At 70.1% G+C, this 18,173-nt stretch carries 15 protein-coding genes; 3 read left to right on the top strand and 12 right to left on the bottom strand.

Going from position 1 to position 18,173, the window contains the following annotated elements:
• Nucleotides 1-24: 24 nt before the first annotated feature.
• Nucleotides 25-414 carry a VOC family protein gene (locus tag ACH4DZ_RS10485; RefSeq protein ID WP_398286613.1) on the bottom strand — a complete coding sequence of 130 codons (390 nt, stop codon included), beginning with the start codon at nt 412-414 and terminating at the stop codon, nt 25-27.
• A 177-nt stretch (nt 415-591) separates the two neighbouring features.
• Nucleotides 592-1,632 carry an NAD(P)-dependent alcohol dehydrogenase gene (locus ACH4DZ_RS10480; protein ID WP_398286612.1) on the bottom strand — a complete coding sequence of 347 codons (1,041 nt, stop codon included), beginning with the start codon at nt 1,630-1,632 and terminating at the stop codon, nt 592-594.
• Between the two features lie 183 nt (nt 1,633-1,815).
• On the opposite strand from ACH4DZ_RS10480, the gene ACH4DZ_RS10475 reads away from it, so the two are divergent.
• Nucleotides 1,816-2,745 (top strand): helix-turn-helix transcriptional regulator, encoded by a 930-nt coding sequence (locus tag ACH4DZ_RS10475; RefSeq protein ID WP_398286611.1) that lies wholly within the window; start codon nt 1,816-1,818, stop codon nt 2,743-2,745.
• A gap of 83 nt (nt 2,746-2,828) precedes the next feature.
• Here ACH4DZ_RS10475 and ACH4DZ_RS10470 read toward each other — a convergent pair whose 3' ends face one another.
• From ACH4DZ_RS10470 to ACH4DZ_RS10445, 6 genes are all read right to left on the bottom strand, one after another.
• Nucleotides 2,829-3,650, bottom strand: coding sequence for an antibiotic biosynthesis monooxygenase (locus ACH4DZ_RS10470; protein WP_398286609.1), 822 nt, complete (start codon nt 3,648-3,650; stop codon nt 2,829-2,831).
• 92 nt (nt 3,651-3,742) lie between these two features.
• Complete coding sequence (locus ACH4DZ_RS10465) at nt 3,743-7,066, bottom strand: S8 family serine peptidase (RefSeq protein ID WP_398286608.1); 3,324 nt, start codon at nt 7,064-7,066, stop codon at nt 3,743-3,745.
• A 150-nt stretch (nt 7,067-7,216) separates the two neighbouring features.
• Nucleotides 7,217-7,900, bottom strand: coding sequence for an ABC transporter ATP-binding protein (locus ACH4DZ_RS10460; RefSeq protein ID WP_398286607.1), 684 nt, complete (start codon nt 7,898-7,900; stop codon nt 7,217-7,219).
• Between the two features lie 199 nt (nt 7,901-8,099).
• Entirely contained in the window at nt 8,100-9,584 is a 1,485-nt protein-coding gene (locus tag ACH4DZ_RS10455; RefSeq protein WP_398286606.1) for an ABC transporter permease, read from the bottom strand.
• A 183-nt stretch (nt 9,585-9,767) separates the two neighbouring features.
• Nucleotides 9,768-11,039, bottom strand: a complete 1,272-nt coding sequence (locus ACH4DZ_RS10450; protein ID WP_398286605.1) for an Ig-like domain-containing protein — start codon at nt 11,037-11,039, stop codon at nt 9,768-9,770.
• A gap of 211 nt (nt 11,040-11,250) precedes the next feature.
• The gene (locus ACH4DZ_RS10445) at nt 11,251-11,592 is read right to left on the bottom strand and encodes a hypothetical protein (RefSeq protein WP_398286604.1); all 342 of its coding nucleotides are present in this window, start codon (nt 11,590-11,592) and stop codon (nt 11,251-11,253) included.
• Nucleotides 11,593-11,702: 110 nt separating this feature from the next.
• Between ACH4DZ_RS10445 and ACH4DZ_RS10440 the strand changes: the two genes are divergently transcribed.
• Nucleotides 11,703-12,062 carry an LAETG motif-containing sortase-dependent surface protein gene (locus tag ACH4DZ_RS10440; RefSeq protein ID WP_398286602.1) on the top strand — a complete coding sequence of 120 codons (360 nt, stop codon included), beginning with the start codon at nt 11,703-11,705 and terminating at the stop codon, nt 12,060-12,062.
• A 108-nt stretch (nt 12,063-12,170) separates the two neighbouring features.
• Here the strand turns inward: ACH4DZ_RS10440 and ACH4DZ_RS10435 are convergent, their stop codons facing one another.
• From ACH4DZ_RS10435 to ACH4DZ_RS10420, 4 genes are all read right to left on the bottom strand, one after another.
• Nucleotides 12,171-13,796: a DEAD/DEAH box helicase gene (locus ACH4DZ_RS10435; protein WP_398286600.1), complete on the bottom strand. Its 1,626-nt coding sequence runs from the start codon at nt 13,794-13,796 to the stop codon at nt 12,171-12,173.
• Between the two features lie 140 nt (nt 13,797-13,936).
• Nucleotides 13,937-14,140: a cold-shock protein gene (locus tag ACH4DZ_RS10430; protein WP_003969786.1), complete on the bottom strand. Its 204-nt coding sequence runs from the start codon at nt 14,138-14,140 to the stop codon at nt 13,937-13,939.
• Nucleotides 14,141-14,330: 190 nt separating this feature from the next.
• A complete protein-coding gene (gene hutH, locus ACH4DZ_RS10425; protein ID WP_398287064.1) occupies nt 14,331-15,869 on the bottom strand; it encodes a histidine ammonia-lyase in 1,539 nt (512 codons plus the stop codon).
• Nucleotides 15,870-15,982: 113 nt separating this feature from the next.
• Entirely contained in the window at nt 15,983-17,149 is a 1,167-nt protein-coding gene (locus tag ACH4DZ_RS10420; protein WP_398286599.1) for a diguanylate cyclase domain-containing protein, read from the bottom strand.
• Nucleotides 17,150-17,275: 126 nt separating this feature from the next.
• Between ACH4DZ_RS10420 and ACH4DZ_RS10415 the strand changes: the two genes are divergently transcribed.
• Entirely contained in the window at nt 17,276-18,130 is an 855-nt protein-coding gene (locus ACH4DZ_RS10415) for an enoyl-CoA hydratase/isomerase family protein (RefSeq protein WP_398286598.1), read from the top strand.
• Nucleotides 18,131-18,173: the final 43 nt, after the last annotated feature.

Below are 18,173 nucleotides of genomic sequence, written 5' to 3'. Positions count from 1 at the left end.
TAGTAGGCGTGCCGGCCACCTCGCCTACCCCCGCGCCCCGCTTCCATAAGGCCGGGTGAGGATCTCCAGACTGTGGCCGTTGGGGTCCTCGAAGTACGTGCCGCGACCGCCGTCGTTCGTGTTGATCTCGCTGACGCGGCGGTGGTACGGGTCCGCCCAGTAGGTGAGGCCCGTGTCCTGGACGCGGGCGAAGATCGTGTCGAAGTCGTCCTCCGAGACCAGGAACGCGTAGTGCTGGGGCGGGATGGACCCGACGGCGTCCATGTAGTCGAGGGTCACCCCGTTCGGGATCCGCACGGGGATGAAGGGGCCGTACGCGGGGCTCACCTCCAGGCCCAGGATGTCGGCGAGAAAGCGGGCCGACGTCTTCTTGTCATGGGCGGCGACGATCGTGTGGTTCAGCTCGACGGTCATCGTGCGGACCTCCTCGGCTCGTCAGCGGCACCTTCCCTGCCAACGACCACGCTAGGCGCCCACCCGCCGGGACGGCACCCCCCGTAGCCCCGCGCCCTCAAGGGGCGCGGGGAACTGCGCGACCGGCCCCCACCGGGCCCGCACAGAAGAACGAGCCCCAGCCACCCCAGGGCGGACCTAGATCGTGGCAGCGTCGATCACGAACCGGTACCGCACATCACTCGCGAGCACCCGCTCGTACGCCTCGTTGATCTCAGCCGCACTGATCAGCTCGATCTCCGCCCCGAACCCGTGCTCGGCACAGAAGTCCAGCATCTCCTGCGTCTCCTGGATGCCACCGATCCCCGACCCGGCGAGGGTCTTGCGCCCGCCGATCACCGAGAACAGGTTCAGGGACACCGGCTCCTCGGGCGCGCCCACGTTCACGAAGGCACCGTCCGTCCGGAGCAGGGACAGGAACCTGTCCAGGTCCAGCGGAGCGGAAACGGTCGAGAGGATCAGGTCGAACGAGCCACGCAGCTCCTCGAAGGTCTTCGGGTCACTGGTCGCGTAGTAGTGGTCGGCCCCCAGCTTCAGCCCGTCGTCCTTCTTGCGGAGCGACTGCGACAGCACGGTCACCTCGGCGCCGAGCGCGTGCGCGATCTTCACGCCCATGTGCCCGAGGCCGCCCATGCCGAGGATCGCGACCTTCTTGCCGGGACCGGCGTTCCAGTGCTTGAGCGGGGAGTACGTGGTGATGCCGGCGCACAGCAGCGGCGCGGCCTCGTCGAGGGCCAGGCCCTCGGGGATACCGACGGTGAAGGCCTCGTCGACCACGATGTGGGTCGAGTAGCCGCCGTAGGTGACCTCGCCGTTCTTGTCGACGGCGTTGTACGTGCCGATGTTGCCCTGGGTGCAGTACTGCTCAAGGCCCGCCTTGCAGTTCTCGCACTCGCGGCAGGAGTCGACCATGCAGCCGACGCCCACGCGGTCGCCGACGGCGAACTTGGTGACACCGGCGCCGACCTCGGTGACGACGCCGGCGATCTCGTGGCCGGGGACCATCGGGAAGATGGCCTCGCCCCAGCCCTCGCGGGCCTGGTGGATGTCCGAGTGACAGATACCGGCGAACTTGATCTCGATGAGGACGTCCTGCTGGCCGACCGGGCGACGCTCGATGGTGGTGCGCTCCAGCGGAGCCTTGGCGGCGGGGGCGGCGTATGCGGCGACAGTGGTCATGCGGACGGTTCTCCTAAAGGGTGGATCCGCGCCCGGCCTGCCTTCCGGCCGGGTACGGCGTCCAGCCTGGCCCGTTTGCCGGCCTTCACCCAGACCACGGTGTTTCGTACGTCCACCGGTCCTACTACTGGCGGGGGCAGGCTCGTATGCGTACGACCGTGCAGCGGCGTGAATACTGGACGTATGGACGAACAGCCCTCTCAGGAGCCCTCCGGCGGGACCGGCCAGGAACCGGGACGGGGGCTGGACCGGCGCGCCGAGCTCAGCGAGTTCCTGCGCACCCGCCGGGCCCGGCTGAAGCCGGAGGACGTGGGGCTGCCGGACTTCGGGCGGCACCGCCGGGTGCCGGGGCTGCGCCGCGAGGAGCTGGCGCAGCTGGCCGGGGTGTCCGTGGCGTACTACACCCGCCTTGAGCAGGGCAACGGCCGGAACGTGTCGGCGGAGGTCCTCGACGCGATCGCCCGCGCCCTGCGGCTGAGCGGCGCGGAGCACGCGCACCTGACGCATCTGGCGAAGCCCAAGCAGCACAAGAAGAAGGTGTCGGCCCGGCCGCAGCAGGTGCGGGTGGCGATGCGGCAGCTGATCGACACGTTCGACAGTGTGCCCGCGTACGTCGTGGGGCGACGCTCGGACATCCTCGTGTGGAACCGGATGAGCGCGGCGGTCTTCGGGGACTGGTCGCAGATGCCGGCGCAGGAGCGGAACTGGGCGCGGATGGTGTTCCTGCGGCCCGAGTACCGCGAGCTGTTCGTGGAGTGGGAGCAGAAGGCGTCCGACATGGTGAGTTTCCTGCGGATGGACGCGGGCTGCCATCCGGACGATCCTCGGCTGTCGGCTCTCGTCGGGGAGCTGTCCGTGAAGAGCGAGGAGTTCCGGCGGCTGTGGGCGACGCACGACGTCAAGGAGAAGAGTCACGGGGTGAAGCGGCTGCATCATCCGCTGGTGGGTGAGCTGACGCTGTCCTTCGAGACGTTCAAGCTCGTCGACGACGAGGAGTTGTCGATGGTGACGTATCACGCGGAGCCGGGGTCGCCCTCGGCGGAGGCGCTCCGCCTGCTCGCGAGCTGGGGAACGGACGCGGTCCAGGCGGGTTCGTCGGCGCCGAGGCAGTAGCCGACCTCGGGGGCTCCGCCCCCCCAGGGGCGCGGGGAACTGCGCGACCGGCCCCCACCGGCCCGCAGCCGAGATCGAAGCCCTCAAGCCCGTCCGGCGTCTGAGGACGAGGCTGAGGACGAGGACGAGGACGAAGGGGCCTGGTACGGCATGGCCGAACCCCATGACCACCGCGGAACCGGCCGCTCCCCCGGAGCCACCGCGTCCGGCCCGGAGAAATACACGGCGAGCCGGGTCCCCCACTCCGCGTAAGCGAGGAACGCGGACCGGAACTCCGCGTCCGAGGGCAGCCCCGCCTCATCCGCCGCGTCCTGCAACAGATTCACCCAGCGCCGCCGCTGCACCTCGGTGATGCCCTTCCCCAGATGCTTCGCGACCATGTGCCCGTGCCCGCCCTGCGTCTCGGAGTACGCGGGCGGCCCCCCGAAGACCTCCGCGAACCAGGACGCCACATGCGCCGCGTGCTCGGCGGCGAGCCCCTCGAAGACGGGGGCCAGGATGTCGTCCTTGAGGACCTTGTCGTAGAACACCTCGGTGAGGCGGGCGAAGGCTTCCGTGCCCCCGGCCCAGGCGTACAGCGTGGGCACGGCCGCCCCCGTGCCCCGTACCGTCGTCGGCTTGTAGTGGCGTGTCTCCTCCACGAACCCGGTGAAGGGGCCGATCTCGGCGACGAAGTCGGTGAAGAGCTCGGACCGGCGGAAACCCTCGACATGGTCCTCGGTGGACGTCCAGGTGATCCGGAGCACGTAGTGCTGGAAGTCGTCCTCGCAGCGGGCCAGCTCGTAGTCGACGCAGCTCGGGGCCGCCGCGAGGTGCGCGGCGGCCCGGGAGTAGGCGGCGAGGAACAGCGCCGACTGCTCCTCGGGGATGAGGTACCGGACGTATTCGACGGTGTGCGTGGTCATACCCCCCGTCTACCCGAACGGCCCGCCGGCAGCTCTGCTTCCGGCGGGCCGTTCTCACGCGTCGCGCGTATCAGCGTTCAGTAGAACTTGGGTCACTTTCCGTAGTACGCGTTGTAGATCGAGATCGTCGACTTGTTCCCCTTCTTGTCGGCGATCTTGGCGTGGAACGAGATCGCCTTGCCCTTGGCCGGGTTCGTGATCGCGATCTTGCCGTTCTTGACGGTGACCTTCTTCCAGGTCTGGCCGTAGTCGTACGACACGTACACCGACAGGGACTTCAGGTTCGAGCCCGCCGCCGAGCCCTGGACGGTCACCGGGACGGAGACCTTCTTGTCCGCCGGAGCCCTGCTGTCCAGGCCCACGGCCGCGTCGAAGCGGATCGAGGACGCGGGCAGCTTGGCCAGGTCGGCCTTCTTGGAGCGGAAGGTCCAGCTGGCGTCGACGCGGGTGGAGGCCGCGGCGACCTTGACGGTCCGCTTGACCGAGGTGGTCAGCTTGTACGCGGCGTCACCGGCCGGGACCTTGAAGATGTCGCCCCCGACCAGCGGGTCGCTGTTCGAGCCGACCTTGGCGCCGTTGCGGTAGAGGGTCGTGGTGACCGCCGAGTACAGCGAGGAGCCGGAATGGGTCTTGCCGTCGGCGAACAGCGGCAGGTAGCCGTAGATGCCGTTGCCCTCGCGGTAGATCCCGAAGGAGGAGCCGATCCGCGGTCCGAAGACCGCCGTGTTGAAGGTCTTCTCGTAGCTCTTGCCCGCCGCGAGGGTCTGCGGGGTGCCGAGCGTGTAGAAGGCCTCGACGATCGGCCAACCCCATTCGTCGACTCCGCCGTGCTGCTCGAAGTCGAGGTTCCACTTGACGCCGCCCGCGGTGGACAGGTGCACCGTCCGCGTGCCCGGCAGCGTCTGCTGGATACCGATGGCGGAGGAGCCGGAGCTGCCGGGCAGCGAGCCCCAGGCGTTGAGCGCGCCCTTCTTGCCGCTCGACGAGGCACCGAGACCGGTCTTCACCGTGGCCAGCTCGCTCGCCTTGTAGTGCTTGGTGTAGCCGGTGGCGACCTGCTTGACCTTGCCTCCGGCCGTGGTGTCGTACTCCTCGGCGGGCTTGGCCCAGTGGCCGTCCCACTGCTGGTACAGCGTGCCGTCCGTGATCTGCGGACCGGCGTGCGCGGCACGGAAGTTGGCGTACGAGTCCAGCCACCAGCCGAACGAGTAGCTGTTGTTGCCGACGTCCACCGTGTAGTCCGCGGAGGCGAACTCCGACGTGGCCGCCGCGTCGGGCACGGTGATGTCCACCGGCTTGGCGGTCCGCGCGTCCACCGTGATCGTGGCGCTCCTGGTGATGCTCAGCTTCGGCTGTGCCACCCAGTCGGCACCCTTGGCGAAGTCCTCCGGGTCGACGAAGAACGCCGAGTCGAGGATGTAACCGCCCTTGGGGACGCGCACCTTGACGCTGCCGGACGCGTCGTAGGGCGAGTACCACTTGTCCTTGGCGAGCCCGGAGACCCCGGAGAGGTTGGCGTTGTAGTACTTCGCCGCGTTGCCGTCACGGTCGACGAACTTGAGCGTGACGTCGTACGACTCCACCTCGCGCTGCACCGCCGCCGCCGTGCGTACGCTCTGGCCGCCGCCGGTGGCGGTCACGTACGCCGAGTAGGCGCCGTCGACCGTGCCGCCGAGCTTGCTGTTGGCCGTGAGGTCGGCGGAGGCCGTGCCGCCCGCCGGGACGGTCAGCGTCTTGGCGCCGAGCGTGAAGAAGCCGGCCGGAGCCGCTTGCCCCTTCGGGTCGGTGGCCGCCACCGCGAGGTTCAGCGTGACGTCGGCCGTCCCGAGGTTGCGGTACGTGACCTTCTTGGTGACCGGGGTGTCGTCGGTGTGCGGCCACTGCTGGACGCCGAAGCTCACCGACGACGGGTCGGCGACCACGCTCTGCTTGATGGCCTTGTCGACCTGGATCCGGCCCGAACCCTGCTGGAACGGCGTGTACTTGCCGCCCTTGGCGGAGCCGGTCAGCGCGCCCTTGAGCTCGGCGTACGTCCAGTCGGGGTGCTGCTGCTTCAGGATCGCCGCGGCGCCCGCGACATGCGGGGTGGCCATCGACGTACCCGAGATGCTCACATAGCCGGCCGGCTTCTCGCCGACCTCCTTGGCGATGACGCTGTCCGGCGCCGAGGCGGCCGTGATGTCCACGCCGGGCGCGGTCACGTCGGGCTTGATCTGCCCGTCGAGGCCGGGGCCCCGGCTGGAGAACGAGGCCAGCTTGTCCGTGTCGTCGACGGCGCCCACGGTGAGCGCGGCCTCCGCGCTGCCCGGGGAGCCGATCGTCTGCTCGCCGAAGTCGCCGTCGTTGCCGGCGGCGATGGCGAAGAGGATGCCCTTCTCCTTGGACAGCTTGTTGACCTGCGCTTCGAGCGGGTCGATGTCGGGGGTGTCCCCGCCGCCCAGGCTGAGGTTCACGACGTCGGCGCCCTGCTCGGCCGCCCAGTCCATACCGGCGAGGATGCCGGAGTCGTCGCCGTAGCCGTTGTCGTCGAGCACCTTGCCGTTGAGCAGCTTGGCACCGGGCGCGACGCCCTTGTACTTGCCGGCGGACTTGGCGCCCGTACCGGCCACGATGGACGCGACGTGCGTGCCGTGGCCGTACTTGTCGGTCGCGTCGGCGGCGGTGGAGAAGTTCTTCGCGGCCACGACCTGGTTCTTCAGGTCGTCGTGGGTGGCGTCGACACCGGTGTCGAGGACGGCGACCTTGATGCCCTTGCCGTCGTATCCGGCGGCCCAGGCCTTGTCGGCGCCGATCTGCGGAACGGACTTGTCGAGGCTGGCCTTGCGGACCCCGTCGAGCCACACGTGGGCGATGCCGGAGGCGGTGCTCGCGCCGCCGGACCGCGTGTCGGTGACCGCGGCCCACAGGTCGGGCGCGTCGCCCTTGGGCGTCAGCACCGCGTCCGCGTTCAGTGACTTGAGGGTCCTGCGGATCTTGGTGTCACCGGCCTCGCGGACGTCCGCCTTCGCCGCCGCGGCGGCGCCGCTGTAGCCGACGATCAGCTTGAGGCCCTGCTTCTGGGCCTTGCGGTTGGCCGCGGTGTTCAGCGCGGTGACGTCGAAGAGCCGCTGGTCGAGCTTGCCGCCGGCTATCAGCCGTGCGGCGTCGGCCGGGACGACGAGGGTGTGCCCGTCGGCCTTGCGTATCTGGACGGGTATCCCCTCGCGGCCCTTGGCCCGCTCCAGGCCGATGACACGGCCCTTGGCGTCGACGACGACACGGTCGCCGGTGATCAGGGTGACGCGGTGCTTGGGCGTGGTCTGTGCGGCCTGGTCGACGGCCGTAGGCTCGGCCTCCGCCGACGCCGGGCTGGTCATGCCCGCCGCCAGGGCCACGGCTGCCGCCGTGGCGATCGTGGCCGCGCACGCTCTTTTCACTTGTCTGCGCAAGTCTCCCCCTGGAGATGAGGTCCGGGATGAATCCCCGTTCATCCGGCCGGGGGACATCCCGTACGCATGCGCGTGCGTAACCCCCCGGAATACTCAGTATGCCGGGGGGTGAACAGGTGCTCAATAGTGTGACTGCGGTCAAGAGTTGGCGTTTTCCTTGACGGTGATCTTCCCCTTCCGGATCGTGGCGACCCTGGGGGCCTTTCTCGCGAGCGCGGAATCGTGCGTGACCATGATGAAAGTGAGCCCGTGCTCCTTCCACATGGTTTCCAGTACGTCCATGATCTCGTCGCGCATCGACTCGTCGAGGTTGCCGGTCGGTTCGTCGGCGAGCAGCACCTTCGGCTGCTTGACCAGGGCACGGGCGATGGCGACGCGCTGCTGCTGGCCGCCGGACAGCTCGGCGGGCAGATGCCCGGCCCGCTCGGCGAGCCCTACGGACTCCAGCGCGGCGGCGGCCCTTTCCCGCCGTTCCCTCACCTTCACCTTCAGTGGTACGAGGGCGGTCTCCACGTTCTCCTGGGCGGTGAGGGTGGGAATGAGATTGAAGCTCTGGAAAACGAATCCGATGTTCTCGCTGCGTACGTCGGTCAGTTTGGTCTCGGACAATCTGGCGAGATCTGTTCCGTCCAGCTCGATGCTTCCGGAGGTGGGGCGGTCGAGGCCGCCGAGCATCTGGAGGAGGGTCGATTTGCCGCCGCCGGTGGGGCCCTGGATGACCAGGCGGTCGCCGTCCGCGATGGTCAGGTCGACGCCTGCGAGGGCGTGCACGGTCTCCTTGCCCCGCTTGTACTGCTTGGTGATGCCTTTTAGTTCGTACACGTGTGACTCCTGGGCCGGTTCTTGAGAGTGCGGGCCGTCTGGGGCTGGTCGCGCAGTTCCCCGCGCCCCTGGAGGGGCGGGGTGGTGGCTGCCGCAGTCGAAGTGCGGGCTGTACGTGGCTGAGCGCGCAGTTCCCCGCGCCCCTGAAGGGCGCCCCTGGCGGGGCTCGGGGTGCGGGGCCGTCCCGTAGGTGTTCGGGCTACTCGACTCGGCGCAAGGCGTCCGCCGGGCGGAGGCGGGAGGCCCGCCAGCCGCCGAACGCGCCGGCGATCAGGCCGCCCGCCACCGCGAGGCCCACCGCGATCGCGATCGTGTCGAGGGCGACCGGGGCCGTGAGGGTCACGTCGAGGGCCTTGGACGCCGCCTGGCGGGCCGGGCCGCCCATGCCGCCGCCACCGGGGCCTCCACCGCCGCCGGGGCCGCCCGTGCCCCCGCCCGTGGAGGCGAGTTCGGCCTGGAGCGTCGGGCTGATCGCGGTGACGGCGTACGCGCCGCCGAGACCGAGGGCGATCCCGAGGACGCCGCCGACCAGGCCGTTGACGACGGCCTCCCCGACGACCTGCCGGGTGACGCGGCCGGACTTCCAGCCGAGCGCCTTCAGCGTGCCGAACTCCCGTACGCGACGGGACACGGCGGAGGAGGTGAGCAGTCCCGCGACCAGGAACGCGGCCACGAGCACCGCGATCGACAGCCACTTGCCCACGTTCGAGGCGAGGTCGGAGGCGGTGGAGAGGGATCCGGACACCGTGTCCGCGAGGTCGGCGGAGGTGGTCACCGTCGTACCGTCGATGTTCTTCTGGATGGTGGACTTGACGCTGTCGATCTGCTGCGAGTCGGACGCCTTGACGTAGATCGTGGTGACCTTGTTCTTGGAGTCGCTGATCGTCTGCGCCTGCTTGAGCGGAATGTAGAGGTTGGCCGCCGCGTCACCGCTGTCGGGTGTCGCGATGCCGATGACCTTGTACTTGACGCCCTTGACGGTGACGGTGTCACCGAGGGCGAGCTTCTTCTCCTTGGCGTAGGACTTGTCGGCGACGACGACCTTCGCGTCGGTCTCCGAGGTCTTGAACGTACGGCCGCTGGTGATCTTCGAGGAGGTCAGCGGGCCCAGGTCGGGCTTGCTGACGTCCGTGCCGTAGACCGAGTAGCTGTTGACGTCGAAGTCGGCGCCGCCGCCCTCGACGCGGCCCTGCGGGGACTGCTGGGCGCCGGGGCCGCCGCCCTGCTGGTTGCCACCGCCGCCGCCCTGCTGCTGGTCCTGCTGGAACTCGCCCCGCTGGAACTGGCCGCTGACCTTGACGACCTGGAGGCTGAGCCCGCCGACGGCGTCCGAGACCCCTTTCTGCGTGTCGACCTTCGAGACCGTGCCGGCGGCCAGGGTCTGGAAGCCCTGCACCATGACGCGGTCGCTGCTCTGCTCCTCGTCGGAGTCACCGTCCCGGGCGTCGAACTGGAAGCGCGGGCGCTCGCCCGTGCCCGACTGGGCCTGGGCCGCCTTGGTGACCGTCATGTCCGTGCCCAGCCCGTACAGCGACTGGAGGACCTTGCCCTGCGCCTTCTCCATGCCGGACGACACGGAGCTGACCACGATGACCAGGGCGATGCCCAGGGCGAGTCCGGAGGCGACGACGAGCGCCGCCTTTCTGCGGCGGCGCAGTTCGCGCCTCAGATAGGTGAAGAACATGGCCGCAAGCTAGGGACACCGTGTGATGGAGGGATAAGCCCCGCATAAGAGAAGGATGAGAAGGCTGTGCAGAACCCCGGAAAGGTCCCACAGCGGGCTGTGCGGGCCCCCGAAAGGCTGTGAAAACGCCGAGGGCGGCTGCTCGTGGTGAGCAACCGCCCTCGGGACGAGGTCTGTTCGGGATCAGGCGGCCGAACCGGCCTTCCACGCCGCCCAGTCCAGGTTCCAGCCGTTGAGGCCATTGTCCGGGGCGACGGTCTTGTCACCGGTGTTCCGCACGTCCACGACGTCGCCGACGATCGAGTGGCTGTAGAACCAGCCGCCCGGGGAGTTGGTGTCGTTGGCGCCCTTGGTGTCCGACAGGCCCACACAGCCGTGGCTGGTGTTCACGCTGCCGAAGATGGACTTGGCGCCCCAGTAGTTGCCGTGGATGAACGTGCCGGAGGTCGACAGGCGCATCGCGTGCGGTACGTCCTTGATGTCGTACTCACCCTTGCCGTCTTCCTTGGTGAAGCCGACCGTCGAGCCGTCCATCCGGGTCTCCTTGAACTTCTCGGAGATCACCATCCGGCCCTCGTACGTCTTGTTCTCCGGAGCGCCCGCGGAGATCGGGATGGTCCTGATGGTCTTGCCGTCCTGCGTGACCTTCATCGTCTTCGTCTTGGCGTCGACGATCGAGACCTGGTTGCGGCCGATCTTGAAGGTGACCGTCTTCTGCTGCACGCCGTAGACGCCGGAGGCACCTTCGACACCGTCGAGGTTCAGTTTCAGGGTGACGGTGGAGTTGCCCTTCCAGTACTCCTCGGGGCGGAAGTCCAGGCGGTTGGCGCTGAACCAGTGCCCGACGACCTCCTGGCCGCTGGTGGAGGAGACGGTGATGCCCTTCTGGACGTCCGCCTTGTTCGTGATCGCCTTGTCGAAGTTGATCGAGACCGGCATACCGACGCCGACGGTGGAACCGTCCTCGGGCGTGAAGTTGCCGATGAAGCTGTTGGCCGGGGAGACCGTCGTGAACGACGCGTTCTCGTGGGCGGCGCGGCCGTCCGAGTCCTTGGCCGTCGCGGCGATCTTGTAGCCGGTGGCGCGCTCCAGCTGACCGCTGGGCTTCCAGCTCTTCTTGTCGGCGGATATCTCGCCCTCGACGGCGGCACCGGCCGCCGTCTTCATGGTCACTTCACTCAGTGTGCCCTTGGTCACAGTGACCGCGGCGGCGCTGTTGATGGAGGCGTTGTCGGAGCCGTCCTTGGGTGTGATCTTGATCTGGGCCTCGGAGGTCTCCTTGGCCGCGGCCTCGTCGACCTTGGACTGCGAGGAGCCGTCACCTTCGCTTTCGCCCTTGGGGTTGTCGCCGCCCCCTCCGCTGCACGCAGAGAGCATCAGCACCCCGCCGAGCAGTGCGGACGCGACCGTCAGGCCCTTGCGCCGCTTACTGTCCGTCATCACACGCTTCTCCATCGTTGCCGAATCCCCTGAACCAAGAGAGTCCCCGTAACACCAATTAACGCTACGACCGGTTCGTCCCGTTCCACATCCATCGAGGGTGTGGGGCATGCCACGTCGCTCCACAGGGATACGCCTGGTGCGGGTGTCGGTCACTGCGTCCCATGAGACGACAGAACCCCGGGTGGCGGTTGCCGCCCGGGGTCATGAATTCTCCCGAGCGGTATCAGCCGGTCGCTTCTTCCTCGTCCGAGGCGTCATCATCCTCGTCCAGGTCCCAATCCGGCGAATCGGGGTCGTAGTCGATGTGCTCGCTGCTCCACGAGGCCTGGGCGAGTTCGACCCCCGGCACGTCCGCGACCAGGTCGAACGGGTCGACGAGGTACGCGAGGGCCTCGGCCGTGTCGTGCGTCACGGTGCTCTCGGCGTGGGCCCGCTCGTCGGCCGGGATCTCGGCATCCTCGGCCATGCGGCCCAGCGCCGCCTTGGTCAGAGCGTTCTCGTCGTCGACCTCGACGACCAATTCGACGTGCAACCGCACAAAACGTGATGTCTCAGGTGTGCTCATGCATGGGAGCGTACGACTCCTGACCACCGTGACTTTCCCGTGACCCGCACCTTTCACTAACATCGCCCCACACGGCCAATTCGCCAGCGTCACAAGGGGATCGATATTCCGTGTCCGCACGTCGATCGTTGCTGACCGCCACCGCCGCGGGGACCCTCCTGGGTGCCCTGTGGTTCGTCCCGTCCGCCAAGGCGACGGACGACATGCCGGCGGAGCACAGAACACGGACAACGACCACGACGGTGGTCCGCACCGCGGCACACACGTCCACGGGCACATCGGAGGAGGCCGCCACCGAGACGACCCACACAACCGACACGGCAGCCACGACGGACACGACCCGGACCCGCCTGGCCGACACGGGAAGCTTCGACACGACCCCGTACGTGGCGGGCGGCACGCTGTTCCTGGCCCTGGGGGCGGGATTCGTCGTCTACTCGGTGCGCCGGGAGCGCATGACGGAGTTCTGACACGGGGCGCCCGAGGGCGCCCCGTCAGGGGCGCGGGGAACCGCGCGGGCGGCCACGACGTGCCCGCAGCCGCCCCCGACGCTTCTCCCCGAGCTCCCAGTCGGTGGCTCAGGCGGACCGACGTCCGCCACCGGGCTGCCCACCGCGCGTACGCGACGCGGCGCCCCCGCGCCCACGCGAGGCCGCCCCGGCACCGGACCCGGTACGAGCAGCACCGCCACCGGACCGCGTACCGGCGGCCCGAGTACCGGTGGCAGCCGCTCCACGGCCGCCACCGCCCCCGCCACCACCGCGCCGCGCCCGCGGCTTCCCCTGTGAGGGCTGCGCGACCGCGGGCTCCGGTACGGGGATGACGACCGGAACCCCGGAAGGCTCCCGCGCCCCGGTGATCCGTACGAGCTCGTCGTCGCTCGACTTGACGCGGGCCGTGTGCGGACTGATCCCCGCGTTGGCCATCAGCTGGGTCATGTCCCGCTTCTGCTCCGGCAGGACCAGCGTGACCACGCTGCCGGACTCCCCCGCGCGAGCGGTACGCCCGCCGCGGTGCAGGTAGTCCTTGTGGTCGGTCGGCGGGTCGACGTTCACGACGAGGTCGAGGTCGTCGACATGGATGCCGCGCGCCGCCACGTTGGTGGCGACGAGAGCGGTCACCAGACCGGTCTTGAACTGGTCGAGCGTGCGGTTGCGCTGCGGCTGGGAGCGTCCGCCGTGCAGCGCGGAGGCGCGTACGCCGCTCGCGAGCAGCCGCTTGGTGAAGCGGTCGGCCGAGCGCTTGGTGTCGACGAAGAGGATCACGCGCCCCTCGCGGGCGGCGATCCGCATCGCGACGGCCTTCTTGTCCGTCTCGTCGGCGACGTGCAGCACGTGGTGCTCCATCGTCGTGACCGCGCCGGCCGAGGGGTCGACGGAGTGCACGACGGGGTCCGTGAGGAACATCCGGACGAGTTTGTCGATGTTCTTGTCCAGGGTCGCCGAGAACAGCATGCGCTGACCGCCCGGCTCGACCTGGTTGAGGAGCGCCGTGACCTGGGGCATGAAGCCCATGTCGGCCATCTGGTCGGCCTCGTCGAGGACGGTGATCCCCACCCTCGCGAGGGTGCAGTCACCCCGGTCTATCAGGTCCTTGAGGCGCCCGGGCGTGGCGACGACCACCTCGGCACCCCGGCGCAGCAGAGCGGACTGCTTGCCGATGGAGAGCCCGCCGACGACGGTCGCGAGGCGCAGGTTCACGGCCGTGGCGTACGGCGTGAGCGCGTCGGTGACCTGCTGCGCGAGTTCGCGCGTGGGCACCAGGACGAGTGCGAGGGGCGCCTTGGACTCGGCGCGCCGCCCGGCGGTGCGGGCGAGCAGCGCGAGGCCGAAGGCGAGGGTCTTGCCCGAGCCGGTGCGGCCCCGGCCGAGGATGTCGCGCCCGGCGAGGGAGTTGGGCAGGGTGGCGCCCTGGATCGGGAAGGGGTCGGTCACACCCTGGGCGCTGAGGGTCTTGCCGAGCGCGGCCGGCATGTCCAGCGCGTCGAAGGACTCGACGGAGGGCAGTGCGGGCGTGATCGTCTGCGGCAGGGTGAACTCGCGCGGCGGGGCGGCCTGCGCGATGGGCTTCTTGCGTACGTTTCTGCCGCCGCCGTTCGCGGGGGCCGCCTGGCCTCCGACGCGTGTGCCACGAGAGCCGCGAGAACCCCGGGAATTCGCCGGTCGCCCACCGGAGGGTCGTTCAGGACGTTCGGATCGAGTCATGCTGGATCTGGAATTCCTTCCTGGGCCGCACGGTTTCCCGTGCTTTCACGGTTTCCCGTGCTCTGGGACACACGGACAGCACAAGCCGGGGCCCGCACCCGAAGGTGCGGACCCCGGCTCGCGTGATGCGCGTCCCGGAATTAGGCGGGAACGATGTTCTCCGCCTGCGGGCCCTTCTGGCCCTGCGTGACGTCGAAGGAGACCTTCTGGCCTTCCTGCAGCTCACGGAAGCCAGAGGTGGCGATGTTGGAGTAGTGGGCGAAGACGTCGGCGCCGCCGCCGTCCTGCTCGATGAAGCCGAAGCCCTTTTCGCTGTTGAACCACTTCACGGTGCCAGTAGCCATGTCATTTCTCCTTGGATAGGTGTGGCTCCCATCCGGAAATGACCGGAAAAACAAAACGCGCCTGAGAGAGAATCCTTTCAGGCGCACAAGTTAATGGGTACCAAAAACGTTTCGCTATGAACCCTAGCACACGAAGTGGCAGGGCTGCCGTGACGGACACGACAGCCCCGCCCGCCGAACGGGATCACCGTCAGGACAGCGGGCCCGTCACCGGTTCCACGGCCGCGACCAGGGCGCCGGCGCGTACGAAGGCGTCCGCCGCGGCGAGGTCCGGGGCGAGGAAACGATCCGGCCCGGGGCCCGCCACTCCGGCGGCCCGGACGGCGGCGATGACGGCCCGCGAGGCCGGCGCCGGAGTGAGTCCGGCGCGCAGCTCGACGGCGCGCGTGGCGGCGTACAGCTCGATGGCGACGATCCGGGTCAGGTTGTCGACCGCCGTACGGAGCTTGCGGGCGGCCGACCAGCCCATCGAGACGTGGTCCTCCTGCATGGCGGAGGACGGGATGGAGTCGGCGGAGGCGGGTACGGCGAGCCGCTTCATGTCGCTGACCAGGGCGGCCTGCGTGTACTGGGCGATCATCAGGCCGGAGTCGACGCCCGCGTCGTCCGCGAGGAAGGGCGGCAGGCCGTGCGAGCGGTTCTTGTCGAGAAGCCGGTCGGTTCGGCGTTCGGCGATGGAACCGAGGTCGGCCGCGACGATGGCGAGGAAGTCCAGCACGTACGCGACCGGGGCGCCGTGGAAGTTGCCGTTCGACTCGACGCGTCCGTCGGGCAGGACGACCGGGTTGTCGACGGCGGAGGCCAGTTCGCGGTCGGCGACCAGCCGGGCGTGGGCCATGGTGTCGCGGCCGGCGCCGGCGACCTGCGGGGCGCAGCGCACGGAGTACGCGTCCTGCACCCGCGGGGCGTCGTCCTGGTGATGGCCGGTCAGCTCCGAACCCTTCAGCACGGCCAGCATGTTGGCGGCGCTGACGCTCTGGCCGGGGTGCGGCCGGATGGCGTGCAGTTCGGGCGCGAGGACCTTGTCGGTCCCGAGGAGCGCCTCCAGACTGAGGGCGGCCGTGATGTCGGCGGACTTGTAGAGATTGTCGAGATCGGCGAGGGCCATGATCAGCATGCCGAGCATGCCGTCGGTGCCGTTGAGGAGGGCCAGCCCCTCCTTCTCCCGCAGCTCGACAGGCTCGATGCCGTGCGCGGCGAGCAGTTCACCGGCCGGGCGGATCTCACCGTCCGGGCCCTCGGCGTCCCCTTCGCCCATCAGGGTCAGGGCACAGTGGGAGAGCGGCGCGAGGTCGCCCGAGCAGCCGAGCGAGCCGAACTCGTGGACGACCGGGGTGATCCCGGCGTTGAGGACGTCGGCCATGGTCTGCGCGACGGACGGGCGTACGCCGGTACGGCCGGAGCAGACGGTCTTCAGCCGCAGGAACATCAGGGCCCGTACGACCTCGCGTTCGACGCGCGGCCCCATCCCGGCGGCGTGCGAGCGCACGATGTTGCGCTGCAGCTGCGCCCGCAGCTCCGGGCTGATGTGCCGGGTCGCGAGGGCTCCGAAGCCGGTGGAGACGCCGTAGACGGGCTCGGGTTTGGCGGCCAGCGCCTCGACGATCTCGCGGGCCGCGGCGAGCGCCGCCACCGCCTCACCGGAGAGCTCGACCCGGGCGCCGCCGCGCGCCACGGCCAGCACGTCGGACGCGGTGACCCCGCTCGTCCCCACCACCACAGAGTGCATATCCATATTCAGGAGCGTACGCAGTGAATGCGATGGTGTCACTAGTGGGTACGGGGTTGGGTCCTTACGTCCACGCCGCCCGGGCACCTCGCCTGGGCACCTCGCCCGGGCCCCTATCGGCGCCCGCGGAACCTCCGCCGTTCGGCCGCCGCGGGCGGGGGCGCGTCGGCGAGGCGTACGACGGGATCGTCGGGGCCCTCACGGCCGGCGACGACGGGCTTCGTGGCGCGTACGGCCTTGGCGCGGTACTGGGCCGCGTCGGCGAGGCGGAAGAGGCGGCGGGCCGAGCGGACGGGCCCGAGGGGATCCCCGGTCGACGCGATCCCGCACGCGACCCCCTCGCCCAGCTCCAGCTCGCCGGCCCGGCGGCACAGCTCCTCGGCGACGCGGACCACCTCGTCGGCGGCGGGGCCCACCGCGACCAGGCAGAACTCGTCACCGCCGAGACGGGCGGCGAGCGTGCCGGGAAGCATCGCGCCGCACAGGGACAGCACCGACCCGAAGCGTTCGAGGAGCCGGTCGCCGACGGCGTGCCCCCGGGTGTCGTTGACGCGCTTGAGCCCGTTGAGGTCGCACACCACCAGGCTCACGACCACACCCCGCGCGCGATGGCACTCGATCGCCTCGTCCAGGCGCATGTCCACGGCCCGGCGGTTGGCGAGGCCGGTGAGCGCGTCGGTGAAGGCGAGCCGCCGGGCCTCTTCGAGCCGTTCGGTCTGCGCGATCCCGGCGGCGACCACGGAGGCGAGGACGGTCGCGAAGTCGGCGTCGGCGCGGCCGAACACGGGCGCGCCGGCCGACCGGGCGACGTACAGCTCGCCCCAGGCGCGCCCGTGCAGCACGATCGGCGCGACGACGCAGCAGCCGCGCCCGCGCCGCCGCAGCGCGGCCACCCGCCCCCAGCTGCCGCCGGAAGGTGCCCCCGGGCAGTGCTCGGCGCTCCCGGCGGCCGGACCGTCCGCCGTCTCGACCCAGGCGTTGGGCTCGCCGCCGCCCACCCAGCGCTCGTGCAGGAACTCGGCGATCTCGGGGAACTGATGAACGGGATACGTCTCCGACTCCGGGAACTCCTCCTCGTCCGGGGCCCGCTCCCCCGTGTTGACCAGGACCCGCAGCCGCCCCAGCTGCCGCTCCCACACGGACAGCGCGGCGGAGTTCCCGCCCAGCGCCCGGCGCGCCCCGTCCGCCGCCGCGCGCCACGACTCGCGCGGGACCTGCGCGGCGGCCATGCCCTGCGCCAGCGCCACCACGGCCCTCAGTCGCACATCGTCACCACCCATTACCCTATGTTAGGTAGGTTTGTACGACTATGGGAGGTCGAAGCGGCGAACAGGGGTTTCCTCGCGGGCGGCCCGCTGCGATGATCGGCTCCGGAAGTTAACCCACGTTAACCGGGGAGCATCGACATGACGGAGCAGGGCAACCGGGCCGACCAGCCGGACCGGGCGGACCGGCCGGACCAGGACTCGACGCGGCGGTTCGGGGAGTACGTGGCGGTGCGGCGCCATGCCTCGTACGTCGCCGAACTCTCCCTGGACCGGCCCAGGGCCATGAACGCCGTGTCGTCCGGGATGGCCCGCTCGATCGCCGAGGCCTGCGAGGCGCTGGCCGCCGACCGGGACGTACGCGTGGTGGTGCTGACCTCGACCCACGAGCGGGCGTTCTGCGTCGGCGCCGACCTCAAGGAGCGCAACTCCCTCACGGACGCCGAGCTGGTCCGTCAGCGGCCGGTCGCGCGGGCGGCGTACACCGGGGTGCTGGAGCTTCCGATGCCGACGGTGGCCGCCGTGCACGGCTTCGCGCTGGGCGGCGGTTTCGAGCTGGCCCTGGCCTGCGACCTGATCGTGGCGGACGGGACGGCCGTGGTGGGCCTGCCCGAGGTCTCGGTCGGGGTCATCCCGGGCGGCGGCGGTACGCAGCTGCTGCCGCGCCGGGTGGGGGCGGCGCGGGCCGCCGAGCTGATCTTCTCCGCTCGGCGGGTGGAGGCTGTGGAGGCCCGGGAGCTGGGGCTGGTCGACGTCCTGGTCGGTGTCGGGGAGGACCGGGCGGAGGCGCTGGCGCTCGCCTCGCGCATCGGCGGCAACTCGCCCGTGGGGCTGCGGGCCGCGAAGCGGGCGTTGCGGCTCGGGCACGGGGTCGATCTGCGGGCCGGGCTGGAGATCGAGGACGCGGCGTGGCGGTCTGTCGCGTTCTCGGGGGATCGGGCGGAGGGGGTGGCGGCGTTCAACGAGAAGCGTCGGCCGGAGTGGCCCGGGGAGTAGTTCTTCGCCCCCGCCGCCCCTACCCTTCCCGTCCCTTTCTCAG

It is taken from the genome of Streptomyces sp. NPDC017991, assembly GCF_044328075.1.
GTDB lineage: Bacteria > Actinomycetota > Actinomycetes > Streptomycetales > Streptomycetaceae > Streptomyces.
The sequence above is the reverse complement of the archived record's forward strand: the minus strand, read 5'-3'. Positions and strand labels throughout refer to the sequence as shown.